Source organism: Fusobacterium mortiferum ATCC 9817, from assembly GCF_000158195.2.
In the GTDB taxonomy this organism is placed as follows: Bacteria; Fusobacteriota; Fusobacteriia; order Fusobacteriales; family Fusobacteriaceae; genus Fusobacterium_A; species Fusobacterium_A mortiferum.
The window spans coordinates 111078-130417 of sequence record NZ_GL987988.1 but is presented as its reverse complement, the minus strand read 5'-3'; the positions used below and the strand labels follow the sequence as shown (position 1 = coordinate 130417).

Genomic DNA, 19340 nt, shown 5'->3' with positions numbered 1-19340 from the left:
AGAGTGGATTTATAAAAAAAGCTGTTGTTATCCTTGCTGGAGTTTTATTAGCTCAAAATACTCTTGCATCAAAAGTTGTCAATAAAGATGTTACTTTCTCTGAAAAAACATATGGAGTTTGCTCAACTGAGATGACAGTTTCTGTTAAAGATGGAAAAATAGAATCTTTTTCCGCTGTAAAAGGTTGTCCTGGTAACCTTGCTGCTATTGGAAAACTATTACCTGGAATGGAGGTTACTAAAGTTATTGAATTATTAGATGATAACTATTGTTCTGATGCTCCTCTTGCAGGATATACTTCTTGCATGGATAACCTTGTTGAAATGTTAAAAAAACATGTTACTGAAGAGGAAGAAGGTCCTATGGTAGAGATTAGAAAGGCTCAAAAAGCAGCTAAACAAAAAGTAGCTTTTGCTGGACATGTTTGTAGTGGATGTGGACTTTGCCAAGCTTCTTTCTCATAAGATATAAATATTATTAAAGTTTGGAGGAAATTATGAAAAAATTATTATTAGGATTAGTTGCTATCCTTTCTATTACTACTATGGCAGCTACTAAAGAGGGAACAGGATTAGGATATAAAGATGATATCACTGTTTCAGTTGAAACTGAAGGAGATAAAATTACAGCTATTAAAGTTATTAAAATGGCTGAAACTAAAAGAATAGCTGAACCAGCTATTGAAAAACTTACAGCTGAAATTATTGCTAAACAATCTGTAGAAGTTGACAGTGTAGCTGGAGCAACTTATACTTCTGAAGGATTTAAAGAAGCTATTGCTGACGCTTTAAAAAAATAAATATAATACAATAGAGGGAGTTTAATCTCCCTCTATTTATTTATCTATATTTTATTGTACCTACTCAGCTACTTTTTATTTTAAAAGAAAACTAAGAATTGTTCCATATTCCAAGAAGTTGATTAACTAAAGCTTATCTCACTAAAAACACAAAACTCACTTCGTTCAAACAGTTGTGTTTTTTAGCGTTTGATTCGCTAAGTTAATCTAACTTCTCTTCATAAATTACACAATTCTTAGAGTTTTCTCTGATTAATTTAATAGCTGAGTAGTTACGTTTTATTCTTGCTCTTGAGCTATCAAATTTTTCTCATACACTTTAAAAAATGGAAAATATATTATTAAACTTATTACTACTAATAAGAAATAAAAAATTAGATTTCTAAAATCCAATGATGATAGGTATCCCTGTATAAAAAATGGTGCAAAAGATGGGTCAACAATATATCCCATTGAAATTAATCCTATCTTTTGTGCTATATAGGCCATTGAAACAGTAACAATAGGAGTTATTAAAAATGGTATCCCCAATATTGGATTAAATATTATTGGAGTTCCAAATATAACTGGTTCATTTATTCCACAAATTCCAGGAACAAAAGCTAGTTTTCCTAAAGTTTTTAATTGTTCTGACTTACTTCTCAACATAAGAAGAATCAATCCTAAAGTATTCCCAGCTCCCCCTAATATAGCTACTCTAAACATTTGTAAATTCATTAACATTTCTGGTTCTTTTCCCTGTCTTACAAGCTCAGCATTAATACCTGTGTTAGCTATTCCTATAGCAAATACTATTGGGAATATTACTGATGTTCCATTTATTCCAAATAGCCAAAGGATATTTCCAAAAATAAGTATTGCTAAATATCCCCAAATATTATTTCCAATATTTAAAGCTGGAGTTAGTAGTGCCATTATAAGTTCTGGAATAGTTTTTCCTGTTTTTACAAAAATAATTACACTTAAACCATAGATTATAAGGATATTTAAAAGTAACGGAATTAAGGCATTCATAAATGATAACACTGCTGGTGGTATATGTTCACTTTTAAATTTCCATCCAAGTCTTTCTACTAACATTGAAATCTCAACACTTATAAGAGAGATGATAATAGCAATAAAAAGTCCATCTGCTCCTAAATATTGCATAACTATTTTTCCCTCTTCTATTGGAGCTGCTACCATTAAAAAAGTTGCCATTGAGATAAGTCCAGATGTAAGATTATTTAACTTATACTCGTTAGCTAATGAATAGGCAATAGTAAAAGCTGTCATTAGCCCTACTACTCCCATAGTAAAATTAAATGGTTTTGTAATTATATCATAATTTGCCATAGCAAATTTTTTCCAACCTATCATAAATTGTAAAAATATATTACTTGTATTTGGATCTACTAATTCTAGATTTATAGGTGGATTAGCTACAATTAAGAATAATGAACCTACAACTATTAGTGCAAGTGTCATCATCATTCCTACAGAGATAGCTTGAAGATGTTTTTGATTTCCTAATTTACTACCTATTGGCAATAATACTTTTTCTAATTTTTCTAAAAATTTACTTTCCATCTCTCCCCCTTTTACTCTTGCCATGGATTAAATTTAAAAGCTGATGGAACTACATCATTTGGATTATATTTTTCTAATATCTTGTTATATCTCTCTTTATAATCATTGTCTACTTTCTTTTGAGGAGTAACTTTACTAGCTTCATTTAAGAAATGGAATGAATCTCTTCCCATCTCTGCTCCTCTTACTGTATGTTTATCCAATGCATAATCAGGAATTTCTGGAACATATCCCATTGCAAAACTTTTTATTACTATATTTTTTAATAAATCACTTGACCTATCTTTTTCACATTGACATAAGTATCTTATAGCATGGATAAAAAATATTGGTCTATCTCCATCAGCATAAGCATACTCTTTTCTCATCTGTCTTAAATTATTGATAAGTACAGCAGCCATAGGGTCTCCCATTCCTATATCTTCTACAGAGATAGCTGTAAGTCTTCTCCAAAGTTTTTCTTCCATTTGAGGAGAAGTGATATACATCTCATAAGCAAATTCACAAGCTGCTTCTACATTTCCTCTTCTGATTGATTTTTGTAAAGCTGATATTACCTCATCTCCAGCTAATCCATTTCTTGTTGTTGTTCTTGCCCAAGGGTCAACAATAAATTTTTTTTCCATTTTATATCTCCTTTTTTTATAATTTTTATTGTATAATATAATTGGTGATGTACTTTGTTAGATATAGATTATATAGTTAAAAAACATAGACTTAACAGTTTAGAAAAAGATATCTTAACCTCTATCCAAGAAAAAATTTTAAAGCAAGAAAAAATTTCTATTCGAGAGGTAGCTAAAATCAATTATACTTCTACATCTGTAATTTATAACTGTATAAAAAAAATTGGTTTCAATAGTTTTACAGATTTAATTTTTTATATAAAAAATTCTAAAACTGAAGTTGATATAGATGATAACCTAACTCTTCCTATAAAAATTTTAACTTCCAATCCTGATTCCTTGATTATGTTTTTATCTGTTGGAATTGCTAATAATATTACCTCATATATGAATGAGAGAATAACTCTTATAGGTAGACGTTCAATAGCCAATACCCATCTCCAACTTTTAAATAAAAATCTGACAAATGATACTGTTCTTATTGTAGTTTCTGAATCTGGAGAAACAGATTCATTACTAGATATGATAAAAGAAGCTAATTCCAATAATATTCCTATAATAAGTTTTGTAGGTAAGAATAACTCTTCTATTGCAAAACTTTCAACCTTTTCTTTTGAAATTGAAAAAGGAATATTTTTTGCCGAAGTAATCAACTCTTTTGAAAAGTTATTATCTAAAATATAATAAATTTTTCTTATAAAATCAATATTTTCAGGCAATAAAAAAACATTTTTCTAAATTTAGAAAAATGTTTTTTTCATCTTATTTAAATTTTGTAAGTAGCTCTCTATATTGTTTTATCATAACTTTCAGCATACCTTTTTTAACAAATTGATACCACTTGAAAGTCATTCCTTCCATTCCTCTTATAGAATCCACTATCATTCTTTTTAAAAACTCATACTCTTCAAAACTTAATTTTAATTCCATTTGCTCTTTAGCATCAGCTACAGATTTTATATAATCAAAAAACTCTCCTAATCCACTTACTTGAGCTCCCATAGCTGAAGAAGAAAACTGCTTCTTTACTTCTTCTATAAATTTAGATAGGAATTTTTTATTATTTTTATCTAAATTGACTGTTATTTTTCTTTTTCCTTTCCCTATTCTTTGAATATTGTTCATCATACCCATCATGCTAGACATATTATTCATCTGCATCGGATTCATCCCATTTGGATTTACTCTTTGTGTTTTCATAACTTCCTCCCTATATTTTTCCAATTACTTTTTCTATATCTTCAATTGAAATTGCTCCTAATCTCAATATTTTTGGCTTATCAGTCATATCTATTATGGTAGATTCTGTTCCTAATGGAGATTTTCCTCCATCTACAATAATATCTACTCTCTCTTTAAAAGTATCTGATAACTCATCATAAGCTCTAGGTGTCTTTTCTCCAGAAATATTAGCACTTGTTGTAGGAAGTAACCCACCTGCAGCTTTTATTATTTTTTGTGCGATATTCAAAGCTGGCATTCTTACTCCTACAGTATCTCCATCAGCTGTCATAATATTTGGAATCCATTCTTTCTTTTTTAAAATAATTGTAAGCCCTCCAGGCCAAAACTTTGCTATTAACTTTTCAATAGCTTCTCTATTTTTTTCTTCTACATAAGCTACTTCTTCAATCTTTTTTACATCACTTACTAATACTATAAGAGGTGACTTAAAACTTCTCTCTTTTGCCTTATATATATTTTTTATTGTCTCTTCAGATGAAATTACTCCACCTATACCATATACAGTATCAGTTGGATATATTATCAATTCTCCAGCTTTTAGTGACTTTTCTATCTCTAAAAAATCAATATTTTGTAAATTATATATTTTTTTCATACTATACACCTTATTTTTAGACTCTTAATAATTTTATCATATCTAATTAAAAAAAGCTAGTAAAATACTAGCTTTTTTCTAATTTAATTAGTTTTCCATTATTAATTTTTTCTCAAATAACTCAGATACTGATTGATTATTTACAATTCTTCTAATTGCTTCAGCAAATATTTCATCTACTGATAATACAGTTATCTTATCTAATTTTTTTCTTTCAGGTAATGCTATTGAATCAGTTATAATAACCTCTTTTAAAGGAGAAGCAGCAAGTCTTTCGATTGCTGGATCAGAGAATACAGCGTGTGTACAACATGCATAAGCCTCCTTAGCTCCTCTTTCTATAATAGCAGCAGCACCATTTGTAATAGTTCCAGCTGTATCTATCATGTCGTCTATAAATATAGCAGTCTTTCCTTGAACTTCTCCAATTAAGTTCATTACTTCTGACATATTTGGTTTTGGTCTTCTTTTATCAATAATAGCTATTTTACAGTCTAGCCATTCAGCTAATTTTCTAGCTCTCTTTACTCCACCGATATCTGGAGAAACTACTACTACATCATCTCCATATAATCCTTTTTTCATAAAGTATCTTACCATTAATGGTAATGCTTGCATGTGGTCAACTGGGATATCAAAGAATCCTTGAATTTGATCAGCATGTAAATCCATAGCAATTATTCTAGTAGCACCTGATTTTGTAAGCAGATTAGCTACTAATTTAGATGTAATTGGTTCTCTTGGGTTAGATTTTCTATCTTGTCTAGCATATCCATAGTAAGGAATAATTACATTGATACTTTTAGCTGATGCTCTTTTTAATGCATCTACGAAAATTAACAATTCCATTAAGTTTTCATTTACAGGTTCAGAAGTTGATTGTACTACAAATACATCTCTTCCTCTTACTGTTTCGTCAATTTTAACGAATACCTCTCCATCTTTAAATCTTACTACGTCTGCTTTTCCTAAAGGCAGCCCATATTTCTCAGCTATCTTTTTAGCTAAGTCTCTGTTTGAAGTTCCTGCGAAAATTTTTACATTTTCTGAATTAATCATTTTTTATTTCCTCCAGTCGGTTTTAATAATTTGTTTACTTCTTGATACAGCTAATGAGTTATTAGGAACATCTTTTGTAATTACAGACCCAGCACCTACAAGAGCTTTTTCTCCTATATTTACTGGAGCTACAAGCATAGTATCACTTCCTATAAATACCTCTTTACCTATTACAGTTTTAAATTTGTTTACACCATCATAGTTACAAGTAATTGTTCCAGCACCAATATTTGTGTTCTCTCCAACTTGTGCATCTCCCAAATATGTAAGATGCCCTGCTTTTACTCCCTTTTCAAGGGTAGATTTTTTTACTTCTACGAAATTTCCAATATGTACTTTTTCTTTTAGATGAGCTTTAGGTCTTAAATGAGCAAATGGTCCCATAGTAACTTTATCTTCTAAAATACTCTCTTCTATTACTGAACTTTCTACTCTAATATCATTCCCTAATGTGCTATCTATAATTCTAGTATTTCCTATGATTTCGCATCTTTCTCCAATTGTAGTTTTACCTTGTAAAAACACTCCTGGATAAAGTATTGTGTCTTTTCCTATTTTTACATTATCTTCTACATATGTATTTTCTGGATCTATAAGAATAACTCCCTCTTCCATAAGTTCTCTATTTTTTCTATCTCTTAAAACTTTTCCTGCTTGAGCAAGTTCTACTTTAGAGTTAACACCTAAAATTTCCATGTTATCTTCTAGTACAAAACTTTGAACTTTTTTATTTTCTAAAACTTGAATACCTATTACATCAGTAAGATAGTATTCTCCTTTTTCATTATTATTATTTATTTTATCTAAGGCCTTAAAAAGTTCTTTTGAGTTAAAACAGTATACTCCTGCATTTACTTCCTTTATCTTTTTAATTTCTTCACTAGCTTCTTTTTCTTCAACAATAGCTTTTACAAACCCATCTTCTTTTACTATTCTTCCATACCCAAATGGATTTTCATAAATAGAAGTAAGTATTGTAGTTACAGCACCACTTTCTTTATGATACTGATATAGAGATTTTAATGTACTCTCTTTAAGTAATGGAGTATCTCCACATAGTATCATTACATCCCCATCATAATTTTGAAGTTTTTCTTTAGCTTGAATCACAGCATGTCCTGTTCCTAATTGTTCAGTTTGTAAAACATAATCACAATTTTCTCCAACTACTTTTAAAACTTCATCTTTCTTATGTCCTAAAATCAATATATTTTCCTCTGGACTTAATCCAGATAAAACATCTATTATTTTAGATATCATTGGTATTCCATTTACTTTATGGATGACCTTTGGCATTTCTGACTTCATTCTAGTACCTTTTCCTGCTGCCAGAATCAATGTTTTTAGTTTCATAAACTACACTCCTTTAAGTTATACTGTACATTTACAAAAAACATCTCATACGTGTTAAATTATATCATACTTATTAAAGTATTTCAAGATTAAGTAAAATCTTTTGAAAGTTTTTCATATGCTTCATTTATCTCTTTTAATTTATTTTCATGGTATTCTTTTTCAGAATCATTTGCATTAGTAAATTTATCTGGATGATGCTGCTTTACTAAGTCTCTATAAGCTTTCTTTATATCATCTTTACTAGCATTTTTATTTACACCAAGAATCTCATAATATTTACTTTTATCCTCTGCATAGCCAAAAGGATTATTATTGTAGTATCCTCCCTGTTGCTGTCCACCATAATTTCCTCCTGCTTGACGGAAAAAATCTTCAAAATCTTTTGTATTAGTTCCATTATATCTATAATAATAAGTTCTTCTTGTCCTTTTAGGTTGATTCCTATTTCTTAAATAATTAATGAAAATTATCAAAAGAATCAGCCAAAAAAAATTAAAAATAAACCATCCAAAAAATGCCACTAATAAAAATATTATAAATAGCACAGGAAGCATTCCAACTGCTCTATTAAATCCAAAAGTAATTCCTATAACCAAAAACAATACTAATATCAATGTCATTGAAACACTATAAATCATTTGTTCTCCTTAATATTAATTTTGAAGTAACTAAACAACTTTTACTTCAAGCTTTTCTTTTAATTTTTTTATCTTCTCCCCTATATTTTTTTCACGTGGGTCTATCTCATAAGCAATTACATACTCTTTTAAAGCTCTATCTAACAACCCCATTTTTTCATATTTTTCAGCAAAATCTATATGAGCTTTGTAGATATCTAAATCTAAAAATATTGCAAAATCATAACTTGTAATTGCTTCCATTATTTTCCCAGCTCTTGAATAAGCATTTCCTAATAAAAAATGTACAAATGCTACATCTGGATTAATATCCAAAGCTTTTTCAAAATATCTAATAGCTTTTAAATACTCTTCATTTTCATAATAAAGATGACCTAAAAAGGCGAAACTTTCTGCTTTATCTTCTTTGTAATCTACAACTTTTTTATATATCTTTATTGCACTTGAATAATCTCCTTTATGATATAATAAAATAGCTAATTCACTCAACATATCTATATCATTAGGATTCATTAGAAGAGTCATTCTTACACTCTCTTCTTTTTTTAATAAATCTTCCATCTCAAGTTGATTAAAAATTTCTGCTTTTAAAATATTTTTGTCCAATTAATTTCAACCTCCCTACTTAAAGAGTCCCTAATATATTATATCATAATTTTTTATTATATAAAGATTTTTTTTAGCTTGTGTTATTAAAAAAGATAGCTAAAATTTTTAATTAAAGCTATCTCTAAGTAATTATCGTTTATATTATATTTTAGAATGTATAAATTACTCCTGTACCAAAAATATAAATTACATCATTATCAACTATTGGAGAATTAGAAATCTCCTTAGATAACTTTGTAACTCCTGTAAATCCCATTAAAGAAACTGCATCATTTATTCTATAATTTCCTAAAATTCCTATCCCTATTCTATATGCTGCTTCTCCACTATATGTTTTTGTTATTTTATCACCATTGACCTCATTAGAATCAATTCCAAAATAATAATCTACAAAGTTAGAATCATAATATACATAATTTATTGCAGGAACTAATGTTAAATTAGATGTAACTTGATAAGGTCTACTGATACTAAAATTAAAATGTCCTCCCTCTTCTCCATACTCAGCAGCCACTTTTGTTTCTAGCTCATAAAATCCTGGGTAATAAGCTAATTCTACTCCTCCCATAAGATGAGTATCTCTATCATCAATTCCTTTATACCCTGATTTCATATCACTATTTTTTACTTCATATCCACCAAATGGCATTCCATAAAGAGATAGCACATAGTTATCTTCTTCGATAACTTTATATCCCAATGATAATCCATAAGTACTTCCACCTTTTAGAAAAAACTTTTCATACTCTAAATCTACTATTGGTAAAACATAGTCATTCTTATCATTATGATATATTGGTGTAGTGACACCATATCCTATCCCTATATTCCCAGCTAATGCTCCTTGAGCTAAGACAACTAAAGCTCCTAATATAGCTAATTTATTTTTCATAAAACTCCTCCTAATATTACTTTATGACTAATATTTTATTTTTACTATGAATTTCACTTCTATTTTATCACACTTTTATCAAAAAATAAATATTTATATTAATTTAATCATAATTACCTTTTTTTCATATTTTGATATATATCTCACGTTTAATAGACATCTCATTATACTAAAAAATTAATTTAATAATTGACACTTTTTAGTAGATATGATATATTTTATTTATAAAATATACAACTTGATAGACATCATAGAATTTGTTTAGGAGGTTTTGTTTATGAAATATGCTGAAGAAGGATTACAATATCATATTGGATTAAGAAAGGGAGATGTAGGTAAATATGTAATTTTACCTGGGGATCCTAAACGTTGTGAGAAAATAGCAAGACATTTTGATGATGCTAAACTTATTGCAGATAGTAGAGAATATGTTACATATACTGGTTATTTAGACGGTGTTAAAGTAAGTGTTACTTCTACTGGAATTGGAGGTCCATCTGCTTCTATAGCTCTTGAAGAGTTAGTAAGAGTTGGAGCTGATACTTTCTTAAGAGTTGGAACTTGCGGTGGTATGCAAACAGATATAATGGGAGGCGATTTAGTCATTGCTACTGGAGCCATTCGTATGGAAGGAACTAGTAAAGAATATGCACCTATAGAATTTCCTGCTGTTGCTAATCTCGAAATTACTAATGCACTTGTTCAAGCTGCTAAAGATTTAAATAAAAAATATCATGTTGGAATTGTTCAATGTAAGGATGCTTTTTATGGACAACATGAGCCTGAAACAAAACCCGTAGATTATGAACTAGTGAACAAATGGAATGCTTGGGTGCGTCTAGGATGTAAAGCTTCTGAAATGGAATCTGCTGCTTTATTTGTTGTTGGAGATTATTTAAGAGTTCGTGTAGGTTCATCTTTTTTAGTTGTTGCTAACCAAGAAAGAGAAAAATTAGGACTAGAAAACCCCGTTGTTCATGATACAGAGGCTGCTATTGAAGTTACAGTTCAAGCTATTCGTAACTTAATTAAACAAGATAAAGAATCTGGTCTTTTATAATTTTAATTAAATAAATCGGAGGAATGATGAAAGGGATAATAATTTTAATTGGTATAGTTTTACTATTAGGTCTATTGTATCTTATATCTTCACACAAAAAGGAAGTAAAAATTTCTATTGTTGTAAAAGCTTTAATTGTTCAATTTATTCTAGCTTTTCTTCTAGTAAAGTTTCCTTTTGGAAGAATTGTAGTATCTAAGCTTTCTGATGTAGTTACAAAAATTCTTAGTTATGGATTTAATGGATTATCATTTGTATTTGGTAGTTTAGCAGACCCTAGTCAAGCTACTGGTTTCATATTTATAATAGGTGCTCTTGGAAACATAATATTCCTATCAGCTCTAGTAGCTGCTCTTTTCTATCTTGGAATATTAGGAGCTATTGTTAAAGTTATTGGTAAAGTAGTAGGGAAAATCTTAGGAACTACTCAAGTTGAAAGCTTTGTTGCTGTTGCTAATATGTTTTTAGGACAAACTGAAAGTCCTATTCTTGTTAGTAAATACTTAGGAAATATGACTCAAAGTGAAATAATGGTAGTTTTAGTTTCTGGAATGGGAAGTATGTCTGCTACAATAATTGGAGGATATACTGCTTTAGGTATTCCTATGGAGTATCTACTTACAGCTTCAGCTCTTGTTCCTTTTGGAAGTATTGCTATCTCAAAAATTCTTTTACCTGAAACAGAGCATGCTAAAGTAATTGAAAATGTAAGTATGGATAGAAAAGAACATCATGAAAATATTATATCAGCTGTTACAGAAGGAGCTGTAAACGGTATCCAAGCTGTTATTGCCATTGCTGCTTCTCTTGTAGCATTTATCTCTATTGTTTCTCTTGTAAATGGTATATTAGGAGTTGCTGGATTAAGCCTTGAGAAAATTTTCGCATATATATTCTCTCCATTTGGTTTCTTTATGGGATTAGAAGGTGAAAATATCTTGTATGCTGGAGAATTACTTGGATTTAAATTAGTTTTAAATGAATTTGTTGCTTTTCAAAATTTAGGTCAACACCTTGCTTCTTTAGATTATAGAACAGGACTTATGTTAAGTATTGCTATGGCTGGGTTTGCTAATGTTTCTAGTATGGGAATTTGTATTTCTGGAATATCTATACTTTGTCCTGACAAAAGACCTGTACTTGCTAGACTTGCTTTCAAAGCTATGATAGGTGGTTTTGCTGTAAGTATTTTAAGTGCTATGATTGTTGGATTTATCACAATTATATAAATTTATGTTATAATATATTGAGGTTGATTTTCAACCTCAATTATTACTAGAAGGAGGTATTTATGCAAAAAATATTTGAACAATATAAAGATATTCTAGATAGAGCTTTTGAGGTAATGGAAAAAGCTTATGCACCTTATTCAAAATACCATGTTGGAGCTTGTGTAAAAACTAAAGATGGAAAATATCATGTTGGAGCTAATATAGAAAACGCTTCTTATGGGCTTACTAATTGTGCTGAAAGAAGTGCTCTATTTCATGTATATTCTTTAGGGTATAGACAAGATGACATTGAATCTATGGCTCTAGTAACTAGAGGGAACACTTTAGGAAGTCCTTGCGGAGCATGTAGACAAGTTATGGTTGAGCTTTTAAAAAAGGATACCCCTATAATTATTGCTAATACAAATTCTCAAGCTATGATCACAAATATTGTTGAACTTTTACCTTTTTCTTTTACAAGTGATGATTTAAAATAATAGGAGGATATATTAATATGACACCACATAATAATGCTAAAATCGGAGAAATTGCAAAAAATGTTTTAATGCCTGGAGATCCTTTAAGAGCAAAATTTATAGCTGAAACATTTTTAAAAAATATAAAACAAGTTAACTCTGTTAGAAATATGCTTGCCTATACTGGAACATATAAAGGAAAGGAAATTACTGTTATGGCTTCTGGAATGGGAATGCCATCAATAGGAATATACTCTTATGAGTTATTTAAAGTATATGGAGTAGAAAATATTGTACGTGTTGGTTCAGCTGGAGCATATGTTGATAAGTTAGATGTATACGATGTTGTCTTAGCTGAATCAGCTTGGAGTCAATCAACTTTTGCTCATACTCAAAATGGATATGAAAGTGATACTACATACCCAGATAAAGAATTAAATGAAAAAATTATAGCAACTGCTAAAAAATTAGGTATTCCTTTACATGTTGAAAAAATTCATTCAAGTGATGTATTCTATACAGAGCCAAATGTAGATAGCTATAAAGAGCATTTTGCAAAACATGGTTGTACATGTGTAGAGATGGAGAGCTTTGCTCTATTCCATAATGCTAAAGTTTTAGGTAAAAAAGCAGCTTGTCTCTTAACTATATCTGATTCTTTCACTTCTCATAAAGTTACAACTCCTGAAGAAAGACAAACTGCTTTCACTAAGATGATGGAAATAGCTCTAGAAACTTTTATTGACTAAAAAGGAGATTAATATGAAAAAATACAAAAGAATTTTTACAATAGTATTAGATTCATTAGGAATTGGAGCTATGAAAGATTCTGAAAAATTTGGAGATATAGGAGTAGATACACTTGGTAATATTGCTAAATCTGTTTCTTCTCTTAATATTCCAAATCTGCAAAAATTAGGATTAGCTAATCTACATCCTATTAAAAATGTAAATACAGTAGAAAAACCATTAGGATATTTTGCTGCTCTTAATGAAACTAGTGTTGGAAAAGATACTATGACTGGACATTGGGAGATGATGGGACTAAATATACAAAAACCTTTCCAAACTTTTACTGATACAGGTTTTCCAAAAGAATTAATAGATGAACTTGAAGCTAAATGTGGACGTAAAGTAGTTGGAAATAAATCTGCTAGTGGTACAGAAATACTTGATGAATATGGAGAACATGAGATAGCTACAGGAGACATGATAGTTTATACCAGTGCTGACTCAGTTTTACAAATCTGTGGACATGAAAAATATATGGGATTAGATAATCTTTATAAATATTGTGAAATAGCTAGAGAACTTACTATGAAAGATGAATGGAAAGTCGGGAGAATAATAGCTAGACCATATATAGGTGAAAAAAAAGGAGAATTCAAAAGAACAAGTAATAGACATGATTATGCTTTAAAACCTTATGGAGATACTGCTCTTAATGTTTTAAAAAATGCTGGACTAGATGTAATTTCTGTTGGAAAAATTAATGATATATTTGATGGAGAGGGAGTTACTGAGTCTCATAAATCAAAAAGTTCTGTTCATGGAATGGAACAAACTATTGAAATAGCCAATAAAGATTTTATAGGTCTTTGTTTTGTAAATTTAGTAGATTTTGATGCTTTATGGGGACACAGAAGAAATCCGCAAGGTTATGCTGAGGAGATAGAAAAATTTGATAAAAATTTAGGAGTACTTCTTTCTAAGTTGAGAGAAGATGATCTATTAATATTGACAGCTGATCATGGAAATGATCCTACTTATACTGGAACTGATCACACTAGAGAACAAGTGCCTTTTATAGCTTATTCTCCATCTTTTAAAGAAAATGGAAATTTAGGAGAATTTGATACCTTTGCTGTAATAGGAGCAACAATAGTTGATAACTTTGGACTAACAATGCCTCAAGATACTATTGGATACTCTATTTTAGATAAAATAAATTAAGAGAGGATATGTATATGGATAGAAATAAAATATTAAGTGCTGTTGACCACACACTTTTAACTCAAAATGCTACTTGGGAAGATATAAAACAAATTCTTGATGATGGAATAAAATATAATGTTGCTTCTGCTTGTATTCCAGCTTCTTATGTAAAAAAAGCTAAAGAATATGTAGGAGATAAGCTACCTATTTGTACAGTAATTGGTTTCCCTAATGGTTATTCTACAACTGCTGTAAAAATTTTTGAAACTGAAGATGCTATTAAAAATGGTGCTGATGAAATAGACATGGTTATCAATATTACTGATGTAAAAAATGAAAATTTTGATGCAATCTTAGAAGAGATTAAAGATATTCATAAAGCTTGTAATGGTAAAATATTAAAAGTGATTATTGAAACTTGTCTTTTAACTGAAGAAGAGAAAATAAAAATGTGTGAAATAGTTACTAAATCAGGAGCAGAATATATTAAAACTTCTACTGGATTTTCAACTGGTGGAGCTACATTTAATGACATAGCTTTAATGAAAAAATATGTAGGAAAAGATGTAAAAATAAAAGCTGCTGGTGGAATTTCTTCATTAGATGATGCTGCTAAGTTTATGGAATTAGGTGCTGATAGACTAGGTACAAGTAGAATAGTAAAAATCATCAAAGGGGAAAACTCTGAAAATATGTATTAATTTAATTAAATATGGAGGACTGACTTAACAGTCCTCCATATTTTTTAATCTTTCCAAATTCCTAATTTTCTAGCTTCTTCTTTTAACTTTTCTCTAAAATCTGGATGAGCTATACTTATTAATAATTTAGCTCTTTCAAAAGCACTCTTTCCTTTTAAATTAACTTTTCCATATTCTGTTACAACATATTGTACATTAGCTCTTGTATCAGTTACTATAGATCCTTCTTGTAATGTAGGTCTTATTCTTGATTTTAATTGACCATCTTTTGTTTTGAATGTAGATGATAAGCAGATAAAGCTTTTTCCTCCTTTAGATAGATAACCTCCTAGTACGAAGTCAAGCTGTCCTCCAGCTCCACTTATATGTTTAGGACCAGCACTTTCAGTATTTACTTGTCCAAATAAGTCTATATCAACAGCATTATTAATAGATATAAAGTTATCTATTGAAGAGATAGTTCTAATATCATTTACATAATCTACTGGTGCTGCCATTATCTCTGGGTTATTATTTAAATACTCATACATCTCTTTTCCACCAGCAGCAAATGTAAATACTTGTCTAAATCTATTAGAGTTTTTATGAGCTCCTGTTACTTTTCCAGCTTTAGCCATTTCTACAAATGAGTCAACATACATTTCTGAATGTACACTTAAATCTTTTAAATTAGATTTAGCTATTAAAGATCCAACAGCAGTTGGCATTGCTCCTATTCCTAATTGAATACAACATCCATCTTTTAATTCTTCTACTATTAGCTCAGCTACTTTCATATCTACTTCTGATGGAGTAGGTGCTGGTAAAATAGCTGGCATTGGATTATCTCCTTCGATTATCATATCCACTTTTGAAATATGGATAGCATGCTCAAATCCTCCTTGACATACTGGAAGATTTTTATTTACCTCTACTATAACTTTTTTAGCTACTTCACAAACTGCCATCATATGAGAAGGGCTTACACTGAAGTTGAAGTACCCTGCTTCATCCATTGGAGTAACTTGCATAACCGCCACATCTACTTTTGCCCCACCATCTCTATAATATCTTGGCATTTCTGAATATCTTAAAGGCATATAGAAACCTAAACCTTTTGATATTAATTTCCTTTCTAATCCACTTGAATGCCATGAATTCCAAGTAAAATGTTTTTCTGGATTTTCTATTTTAAAAACTTCTGGTTCCCATAAAAGAATTCCACCTCTTAAGTTAATATCTGTTAATTCTGGCATTCTTTTAGCTAAAGCTTTATCAAAAGCTACTGTAGTAGTTACACACCAACCATAATCTACAAAATCCCCAGATTTTACTATCTCTGCTGCTTTTTCTGCTGATACTAATTTTTCTTGATACTCTTTTTCAAATGTTGACATATCTACACTCTCCTTTTATTATCTCAAAAAACTCTATATATTATATATTTTTATATTATCCAACTAACTTAATTCTATCATATTTTTTCTCAATAGTATATGATTTTTTTTCATATTGTTATGAATTTGATTTAAAAATAATATTTTTAGGTATTTATTTTAACATTTATTATTTGATATAAGTTATAAAATTATAAAAATAAAAAAGAGGAATTTTTATAAATTTCATTCCTCTTAATCTGCATACTATCTAAACTTTTTCTAATTCAACAGTTAATTTCAATCTTTTTAAACCACTTTTAAGTGCTTTTATTTTTACTTTGCTTATCTTCATATCTGATAACTCTTCATCAGGGACATCTTGAAGCTTAGATATACTATTATATTTATTTATAAGTTTTTCAATATCTTTTTTAGTCAATTTACTAATTCTTCCTAAAAGTCTATATCCTTTAGGGCTAACTTCATTATCTAAAAGACTATAACTCTTTCCATAACCAAGAGCATGAGAGAAATTCTCTACTTCTAATAACTCTTCATCGTCTAAAGCTTTCATCTTTTCTTTTACATCTTTATAATCTCTATCTTCTTCCATATAATCTCTTATTAAGTCATATTCATCTTCTTCTATATCTTGATTTAAATCTTGAAATTGTAAATTTAAAAGTCTTCCTTCTACTCCTAACTCAACTACACAACTATTTACTTCATCACCAATTCTTCTAAGCATTTCAAATCTTTGAAGAGCTGTTGCTACATCATAAAGAGTTGCTATATTATCTAACTCAAGACTAGTTAAATTTGCTAACGCTCTATCCAAAACAGATTTATATCTTTCCATAGTTTTTATAGCTTGCGAAGCTTCATTTTCAATTGATGAGCCATCTTTTAACCTATATCTTATATCATCTCTATAAAGAGTTATCACATTTCTTCTTTCAGACACTGCTATGACAAGTTTTCCTGTTTGTTGGCCAGCTCTTTGAGCAGTTCTATGTCTTGTTCCACTCTCTGTTGATCTATACTTCCTATCTGGTTGTAAATGTACATTTGCATACATTATTTTTTTACATTCTGCATCTAATATTATTGCTCCATCCATTTTAGCTAGTTCATATACTCTCTCTGGAGTAAAATCACAATCTAAATAAAATCCACCATCTGTTATTTTTTTTACATTTTCATCAAACCCAACCACTATCAAAGCTCCTAGTCCAGCTTCAAGTATATTGTTTAATCCTTCTCTTAAAGCTGTTCCTGGTATTACAAATGACAGCATCTCCTCTAATTTTTTACTGTCCATCTTTATTCATCCTTTCTAAAAGTTCTTCCAAGTTTTTTAAATATATCAGTTTTAAATTATACTTATTTTTTTCTATTTCTTTTCTATTGGCCTCTGGAATATATACTCCTTTAAAACCAAGCTTTTCTAACTCTCTAAGCCTTTTGTCTATAAAGAAGACTTTTCTAATCTCTCCTCTTAAACCTAATTCTCCTATAGCTGCTATTTTTTGACTAATTTCTACTCCCTTATAGATAGATAACAACGAAATAAGTACAGCTAAATCTGCAGCTGGGTCTTCTATGTTAAGCCCTCCTGGAATATTTACAAATAAATCTTTCATAGATAAATTTATATGCATTTTTTTCTCTGCAATAGCTGTAAGTATCTGGATTCTATTTCTATCAAATCCCTGTACTATTCTTTTTGGTATACCTATTGTTACCTCTGTAAGTAAAGTTTGTACCTCTAATAAAAAAACTTTTGTTCCTTCTAATACAGGTACAACCATACTCCCTATATTTTTCTCTTCTCTTTCACTTAAAAAATATTCTGAAGAGTTTTTTATCTCCTTCATTCCATCTTCTTCCATACTAAATACTGCTATTTCATTTGTTGAACCAAATCTATTTTTAGTACTTCTTAAAATACGATAAAAAAGTCCCTCTTCTCCTTCAAAATTAAATACAGCATCTACCATATGCTCCAAAAGTTTTGGACCGGCTACCTTTCCATCTTTAGTTATATGACCTACTATAAAAAAAGATATCCCATATTTTTTAGCTAACTCTATGATTTTTAAAGTACATTCACGAATCTGCGTTGGAGTTCCAGGAATAGAATCTACAACAGAATTATACAATGTTTGTATAGAATCTACAATAACAACTTTAGGTTTTTTACTAACTAGATACTCATAAATTCTTGAAATATCTGTTTCTGACATTAAGAATAGATTTTTACTTTTTATATTTAATCTCTCTCCTCTATTTTTTACTTGAGCAGGAGATTCTTCCCCTGATATATAGATTACTTCTCCATATGTAGTATATTCATTTGCTACTTGTAGTAATAGTGTTGATTTTCCTATTCCAGGATTTCCAGTTATTAAGATTACTTCTCCACAAAGTAATCCTCCACCTAAAATTCTATCAAACTCTCCTATTCTAGTTCTATATCTATCATTTTTTTCTGTTAATATTTCATCAAAGGAAAAAACTTTCTCTGAAGTTTCTTTAATAGAAATAGCAGATGAAATTACTAAAGCCCCTACTGAAGATGTCACTTCTATTTCCTCTTCAAAACTTCCCCAACTACCGCATTGTGGACATTTTCCTGCCCACTTAGTAGCTTTATATCCACACTCACTACATATATAAAAACTTTTAGTTTTTGCCATCTATAACCTATCCTTTTAGACTTTCAGCCTTCTTCTTAATTATATCTATAATCTTTTCATCTACAAATATATCTAATCTAGCTCCTACTGTTGCTGCTTCTCTTACAGAGCTTGAACTTAAATACATATACTCTCTAGCTGCTGGTATAAATATAGTTTCTATCTCTCCATAAGACAAATCATGGTTTACAAAAGCATACCCTAACTCATATTCAAAGTCTGAAACAGCTCTTAATCCTCTAATTATTATATCAGCACCATTTTCTTTCATAAAATCTATTAAAAGTCCATCAAAACTTTTTACTTCAACTTTATCTCCAAACTCTGATACTAACATCTCTATTAAATTTTTTCTTTCCTCTAAAGAAAACCAACATTTTTTATTAGCATTATTCATTACCGCTACTATTAACTTATCAGTAATCTTTAAAGATTTTTTTATTACATCAAAATGTCCCTTAGTTATCGGGTCAAAACTTCCTGCATATACTCCTATTCTCATATATCCACCT

At 29.6% G+C, this 19340-nt stretch carries 22 protein-coding genes; 9 read left to right on the top strand and 13 right to left on the bottom strand.

Annotated features, from left to right (window positions below):
• Positions 1-11 precede the first annotated feature (11 nt).
• Complete coding sequence (locus FMAG_RS01635) at positions 12-464, top strand: TSCPD domain-containing protein (protein WP_040493514.1); 453 nt, start codon at positions 12-14, stop codon at positions 462-464.
• A gap of 32 nt (positions 465-496) precedes the next feature.
• Entirely contained in the window at positions 497-799 is a 303-nt protein-coding gene (locus FMAG_RS01630) for an FMN-binding protein (RefSeq protein ID WP_005883443.1), read from the top strand.
• 279 nt (positions 800-1078) lie between these two features.
• Here FMAG_RS01630 and FMAG_RS01625 read toward each other — a convergent pair whose 3' ends face one another.
• Positions 1079-2368, bottom strand: a complete 1290-nt coding sequence (locus tag FMAG_RS01625; protein ID WP_005883442.1) for a PTS sugar transporter subunit IIC — start codon at positions 2366-2368, stop codon at positions 1079-1081.
• Between the two features lie 11 nt (positions 2369-2379).
• Positions 2380-2994 carry an AAA family ATPase gene (locus FMAG_RS01620; RefSeq protein ID WP_005883441.1) on the bottom strand — a complete coding sequence of 205 codons (615 nt, stop codon included), beginning with the start codon at positions 2992-2994 and terminating at the stop codon, positions 2380-2382.
• Positions 2995-3048: 54 nt separating this feature from the next.
• Between FMAG_RS01620 and FMAG_RS01615 the strand changes: the two genes are divergently transcribed.
• Positions 3049-3678: a MurR/RpiR family transcriptional regulator gene (locus FMAG_RS01615; RefSeq protein ID WP_005883440.1), complete on the top strand. Its 630-nt coding sequence runs from the start codon at positions 3049-3051 to the stop codon at positions 3676-3678.
• Between the two features lie 78 nt (positions 3679-3756).
• Here the strand turns inward: FMAG_RS01615 and FMAG_RS01610 are convergent, their stop codons facing one another.
• From FMAG_RS01610 to FMAG_RS01580, 7 genes are all read right to left on the bottom strand, one after another.
• The gene (locus FMAG_RS01610; RefSeq protein WP_005883439.1) at positions 3757-4194 is read right to left on the bottom strand and encodes a hypothetical protein; all 438 of its coding nucleotides are present in this window, start codon (positions 4192-4194) and stop codon (positions 3757-3759) included.
• Positions 4195-4204: 10 nt separating this feature from the next.
• On the bottom strand, positions 4205-4834 hold the full coding sequence (locus tag FMAG_RS01605; RefSeq protein ID WP_005883438.1) for an L-threonylcarbamoyladenylate synthase: 630 nt from the start codon (positions 4832-4834) through the stop codon (positions 4205-4207).
• 87 nt (positions 4835-4921) lie between these two features.
• Complete coding sequence (locus FMAG_RS01600; protein WP_005883437.1) at positions 4922-5893, bottom strand: ribose-phosphate diphosphokinase; 972 nt, start codon at positions 5891-5893, stop codon at positions 4922-4924.
• Between the two features lie 3 nt (positions 5894-5896).
• Positions 5897-7246, bottom strand: coding sequence for a bifunctional UDP-N-acetylglucosamine diphosphorylase/glucosamine-1-phosphate N-acetyltransferase GlmU (gene glmU / locus FMAG_RS01595; RefSeq protein ID WP_005883434.1), 1350 nt, complete (start codon positions 7244-7246; stop codon positions 5897-5899).
• A gap of 89 nt (positions 7247-7335) precedes the next feature.
• Positions 7336-7887: a J domain-containing protein gene (locus FMAG_RS14215; RefSeq protein WP_005883432.1), complete on the bottom strand. Its 552-nt coding sequence runs from the start codon at positions 7885-7887 to the stop codon at positions 7336-7338.
• A 30-nt stretch (positions 7888-7917) separates the two neighbouring features.
• Positions 7918-8493: a tetratricopeptide repeat protein gene (locus FMAG_RS01585; RefSeq protein ID WP_005883430.1), complete on the bottom strand. Its 576-nt coding sequence runs from the start codon at positions 8491-8493 to the stop codon at positions 7918-7920.
• 151 nt (positions 8494-8644) lie between these two features.
• Entirely contained in the window at positions 8645-9388 is a 744-nt protein-coding gene (locus tag FMAG_RS01580; RefSeq protein ID WP_005883428.1) for a MipA/OmpV family protein, read from the bottom strand.
• Between the two features lie 277 nt (positions 9389-9665).
• Here FMAG_RS01580 and udp point away from each other — a divergent pair, with 277 nt between their 5' ends.
• From udp to deoC, 6 genes are all read left to right on the top strand, one after another.
• The gene (udp, locus tag FMAG_RS01575; protein WP_005883426.1) at positions 9666-10448 is read left to right on the top strand and encodes a uridine phosphorylase; all 783 of its coding nucleotides are present in this window, start codon (positions 9666-9668) and stop codon (positions 10446-10448) included.
• 26 nt (positions 10449-10474) lie between these two features.
• The gene (locus tag FMAG_RS01570) at positions 10475-11677 is read left to right on the top strand and encodes a NupC/NupG family nucleoside CNT transporter (protein WP_005883421.1); all 1203 of its coding nucleotides are present in this window, start codon (positions 10475-10477) and stop codon (positions 11675-11677) included.
• A 62-nt stretch (positions 11678-11739) separates the two neighbouring features.
• Positions 11740-12156, top strand: a complete 417-nt coding sequence (gene cdd, locus FMAG_RS01565; protein ID WP_005883420.1) for a cytidine deaminase — start codon at positions 11740-11742, stop codon at positions 12154-12156.
• 17 nt (positions 12157-12173) lie between these two features.
• Positions 12174-12884 carry a purine-nucleoside phosphorylase gene (gene deoD, locus FMAG_RS01560; protein ID WP_005883418.1) on the top strand — a complete coding sequence of 237 codons (711 nt, stop codon included), beginning with the start codon at positions 12174-12176 and terminating at the stop codon, positions 12882-12884.
• Positions 12885-12897: 13 nt separating this feature from the next.
• On the top strand, positions 12898-14088 hold the full coding sequence (locus tag FMAG_RS01555; protein WP_005883416.1) for a phosphopentomutase: 1191 nt from the start codon (positions 12898-12900) through the stop codon (positions 14086-14088).
• A gap of 14 nt (positions 14089-14102) precedes the next feature.
• The gene (deoC, locus tag FMAG_RS01550; RefSeq protein WP_005883414.1) at positions 14103-14771 is read left to right on the top strand and encodes a deoxyribose-phosphate aldolase; all 669 of its coding nucleotides are present in this window, start codon (positions 14103-14105) and stop codon (positions 14769-14771) included.
• Between the two features lie 44 nt (positions 14772-14815).
• Here deoC and FMAG_RS01545 read toward each other — a convergent pair whose 3' ends face one another.
• The 4 genes from FMAG_RS01545 to coaD all read right to left on the bottom strand — a co-directional run bounded on the left by FMAG_RS01545 (position 14816) and on the right by coaD (position 19330).
• The gene (locus FMAG_RS01545) at positions 14816-16147 is read right to left on the bottom strand and encodes a butyryl-CoA:acetate CoA-transferase (protein WP_005883411.1); all 1332 of its coding nucleotides are present in this window, start codon (positions 16145-16147) and stop codon (positions 14816-14818) included.
• A gap of 250 nt (positions 16148-16397) precedes the next feature.
• Positions 16398-17450, bottom strand: coding sequence for a DNA integrity scanning diadenylate cyclase DisA (disA, locus tag FMAG_RS01540; protein ID WP_005883409.1), 1053 nt, complete (start codon positions 17448-17450; stop codon positions 16398-16400).
• Complete coding sequence (radA, locus tag FMAG_RS01535; RefSeq protein ID WP_005883407.1) at positions 17440-18828, bottom strand: DNA repair protein RadA; 1389 nt, start codon at positions 18826-18828, stop codon at positions 17440-17442. Before radA ends, disA begins: the two co-directional genes overlap by 11 nt.
• 7 nt (positions 18829-18835) lie before the next feature.
• A complete protein-coding gene (gene coaD, locus FMAG_RS01530; protein WP_005883405.1) occupies positions 18836-19330 on the bottom strand; it encodes a pantetheine-phosphate adenylyltransferase in 495 nt (164 codons plus the stop codon).
• Between the last annotated feature and the right edge of the window lie 10 nt (positions 19331-19340).

Excerpts from the sequence above, each read along its gene's own strand:
- FMAG_RS01620 (WP_005883441.1), bottom strand. The coding sequence starts at position 2,994 with ATGGAAAAAAAATTTATTGTTGACCCTTGGGCAAGAACAACAACAAGA.
- FMAG_RS01545 (WP_005883411.1), bottom strand. The coding sequence starts at position 16,147 with ATGTCAACATTTGAAAAAGAGTATCAAGAAAAATTAGTATCAGCAGAA.
- FMAG_RS01625 (WP_005883442.1), bottom strand. The coding sequence starts at position 2,368 with ATGGAAAGTAAATTTTTAGAAAAATTAGAAAAAGTATTATTGCCAATA.
- glmU (WP_005883434.1), bottom strand. The coding sequence starts at position 7,246 with ATGAAACTAAAAACATTGATTCTGGCAGCAGGAAAAGGTACTAGAATG.
- radA (WP_005883407.1), bottom strand. The coding sequence starts at position 18,828 with ATGGCAAAAACTAAAAGTTTTTATATATGTAGTGAGTGTGGATATAAA.
- FMAG_RS01580 (WP_005883428.1), bottom strand. The coding sequence starts at position 9,388 with ATGAAAAATAAATTAGCTATATTAGGAGCTTTAGTTGTCTTAGCTCAA.
- FMAG_RS14215 (WP_005883432.1), bottom strand. The coding sequence starts at position 7,887 with ATGATTTATAGTGTTTCAATGACATTGATATTAGTATTGTTTTTGGTT.
- FMAG_RS01600 (WP_005883437.1), bottom strand. The coding sequence starts at position 5,893 with ATGATTAATTCAGAAAATGTAAAAATTTTCGCAGGAACTTCAAACAGA.
- coaD (WP_005883405.1), bottom strand. The coding sequence starts at position 19,330 with ATGAGAATAGGAGTATATGCAGGAAGTTTTGACCCGATAACTAAGGGA.
- FMAG_RS01630 (WP_005883443.1), top strand. The coding sequence starts at position 497 with ATGAAAAAATTATTATTAGGATTAGTTGCTATCCTTTCTATTACTACT.
- FMAG_RS01555 (WP_005883416.1), top strand. The coding sequence starts at position 12,898 with ATGAAAAAATACAAAAGAATTTTTACAATAGTATTAGATTCATTAGGA.
- udp (WP_005883426.1), top strand. The coding sequence starts at position 9,666 with ATGAAATATGCTGAAGAAGGATTACAATATCATATTGGATTAAGAAAG.
- FMAG_RS01610 (WP_005883439.1), bottom strand. The coding sequence starts at position 4,194 with ATGAAAACACAAAGAGTAAATCCAAATGGGATGAATCCGATGCAGATG.
- FMAG_RS01570 (WP_005883421.1), top strand. The coding sequence starts at position 10,475 with ATGAAAGGGATAATAATTTTAATTGGTATAGTTTTACTATTAGGTCTA.
- deoC (WP_005883414.1), top strand. The coding sequence starts at position 14,103 with ATGGATAGAAATAAAATATTAAGTGCTGTTGACCACACACTTTTAACT.
- disA (WP_005883409.1), bottom strand. The coding sequence starts at position 17,450 with ATGGACAGTAAAAAATTAGAGGAGATGCTGTCATTTGTAATACCAGGA.
- cdd (WP_005883420.1), top strand. The coding sequence starts at position 11,740 with ATGCAAAAAATATTTGAACAATATAAAGATATTCTAGATAGAGCTTTT.
- FMAG_RS01605 (WP_005883438.1), bottom strand. The coding sequence starts at position 4,834 with ATGAAAAAAATATATAATTTACAAAATATTGATTTTTTAGAGATAGAA.
- deoD (WP_005883418.1), top strand. The coding sequence starts at position 12,174 with ATGACACCACATAATAATGCTAAAATCGGAGAAATTGCAAAAAATGTT.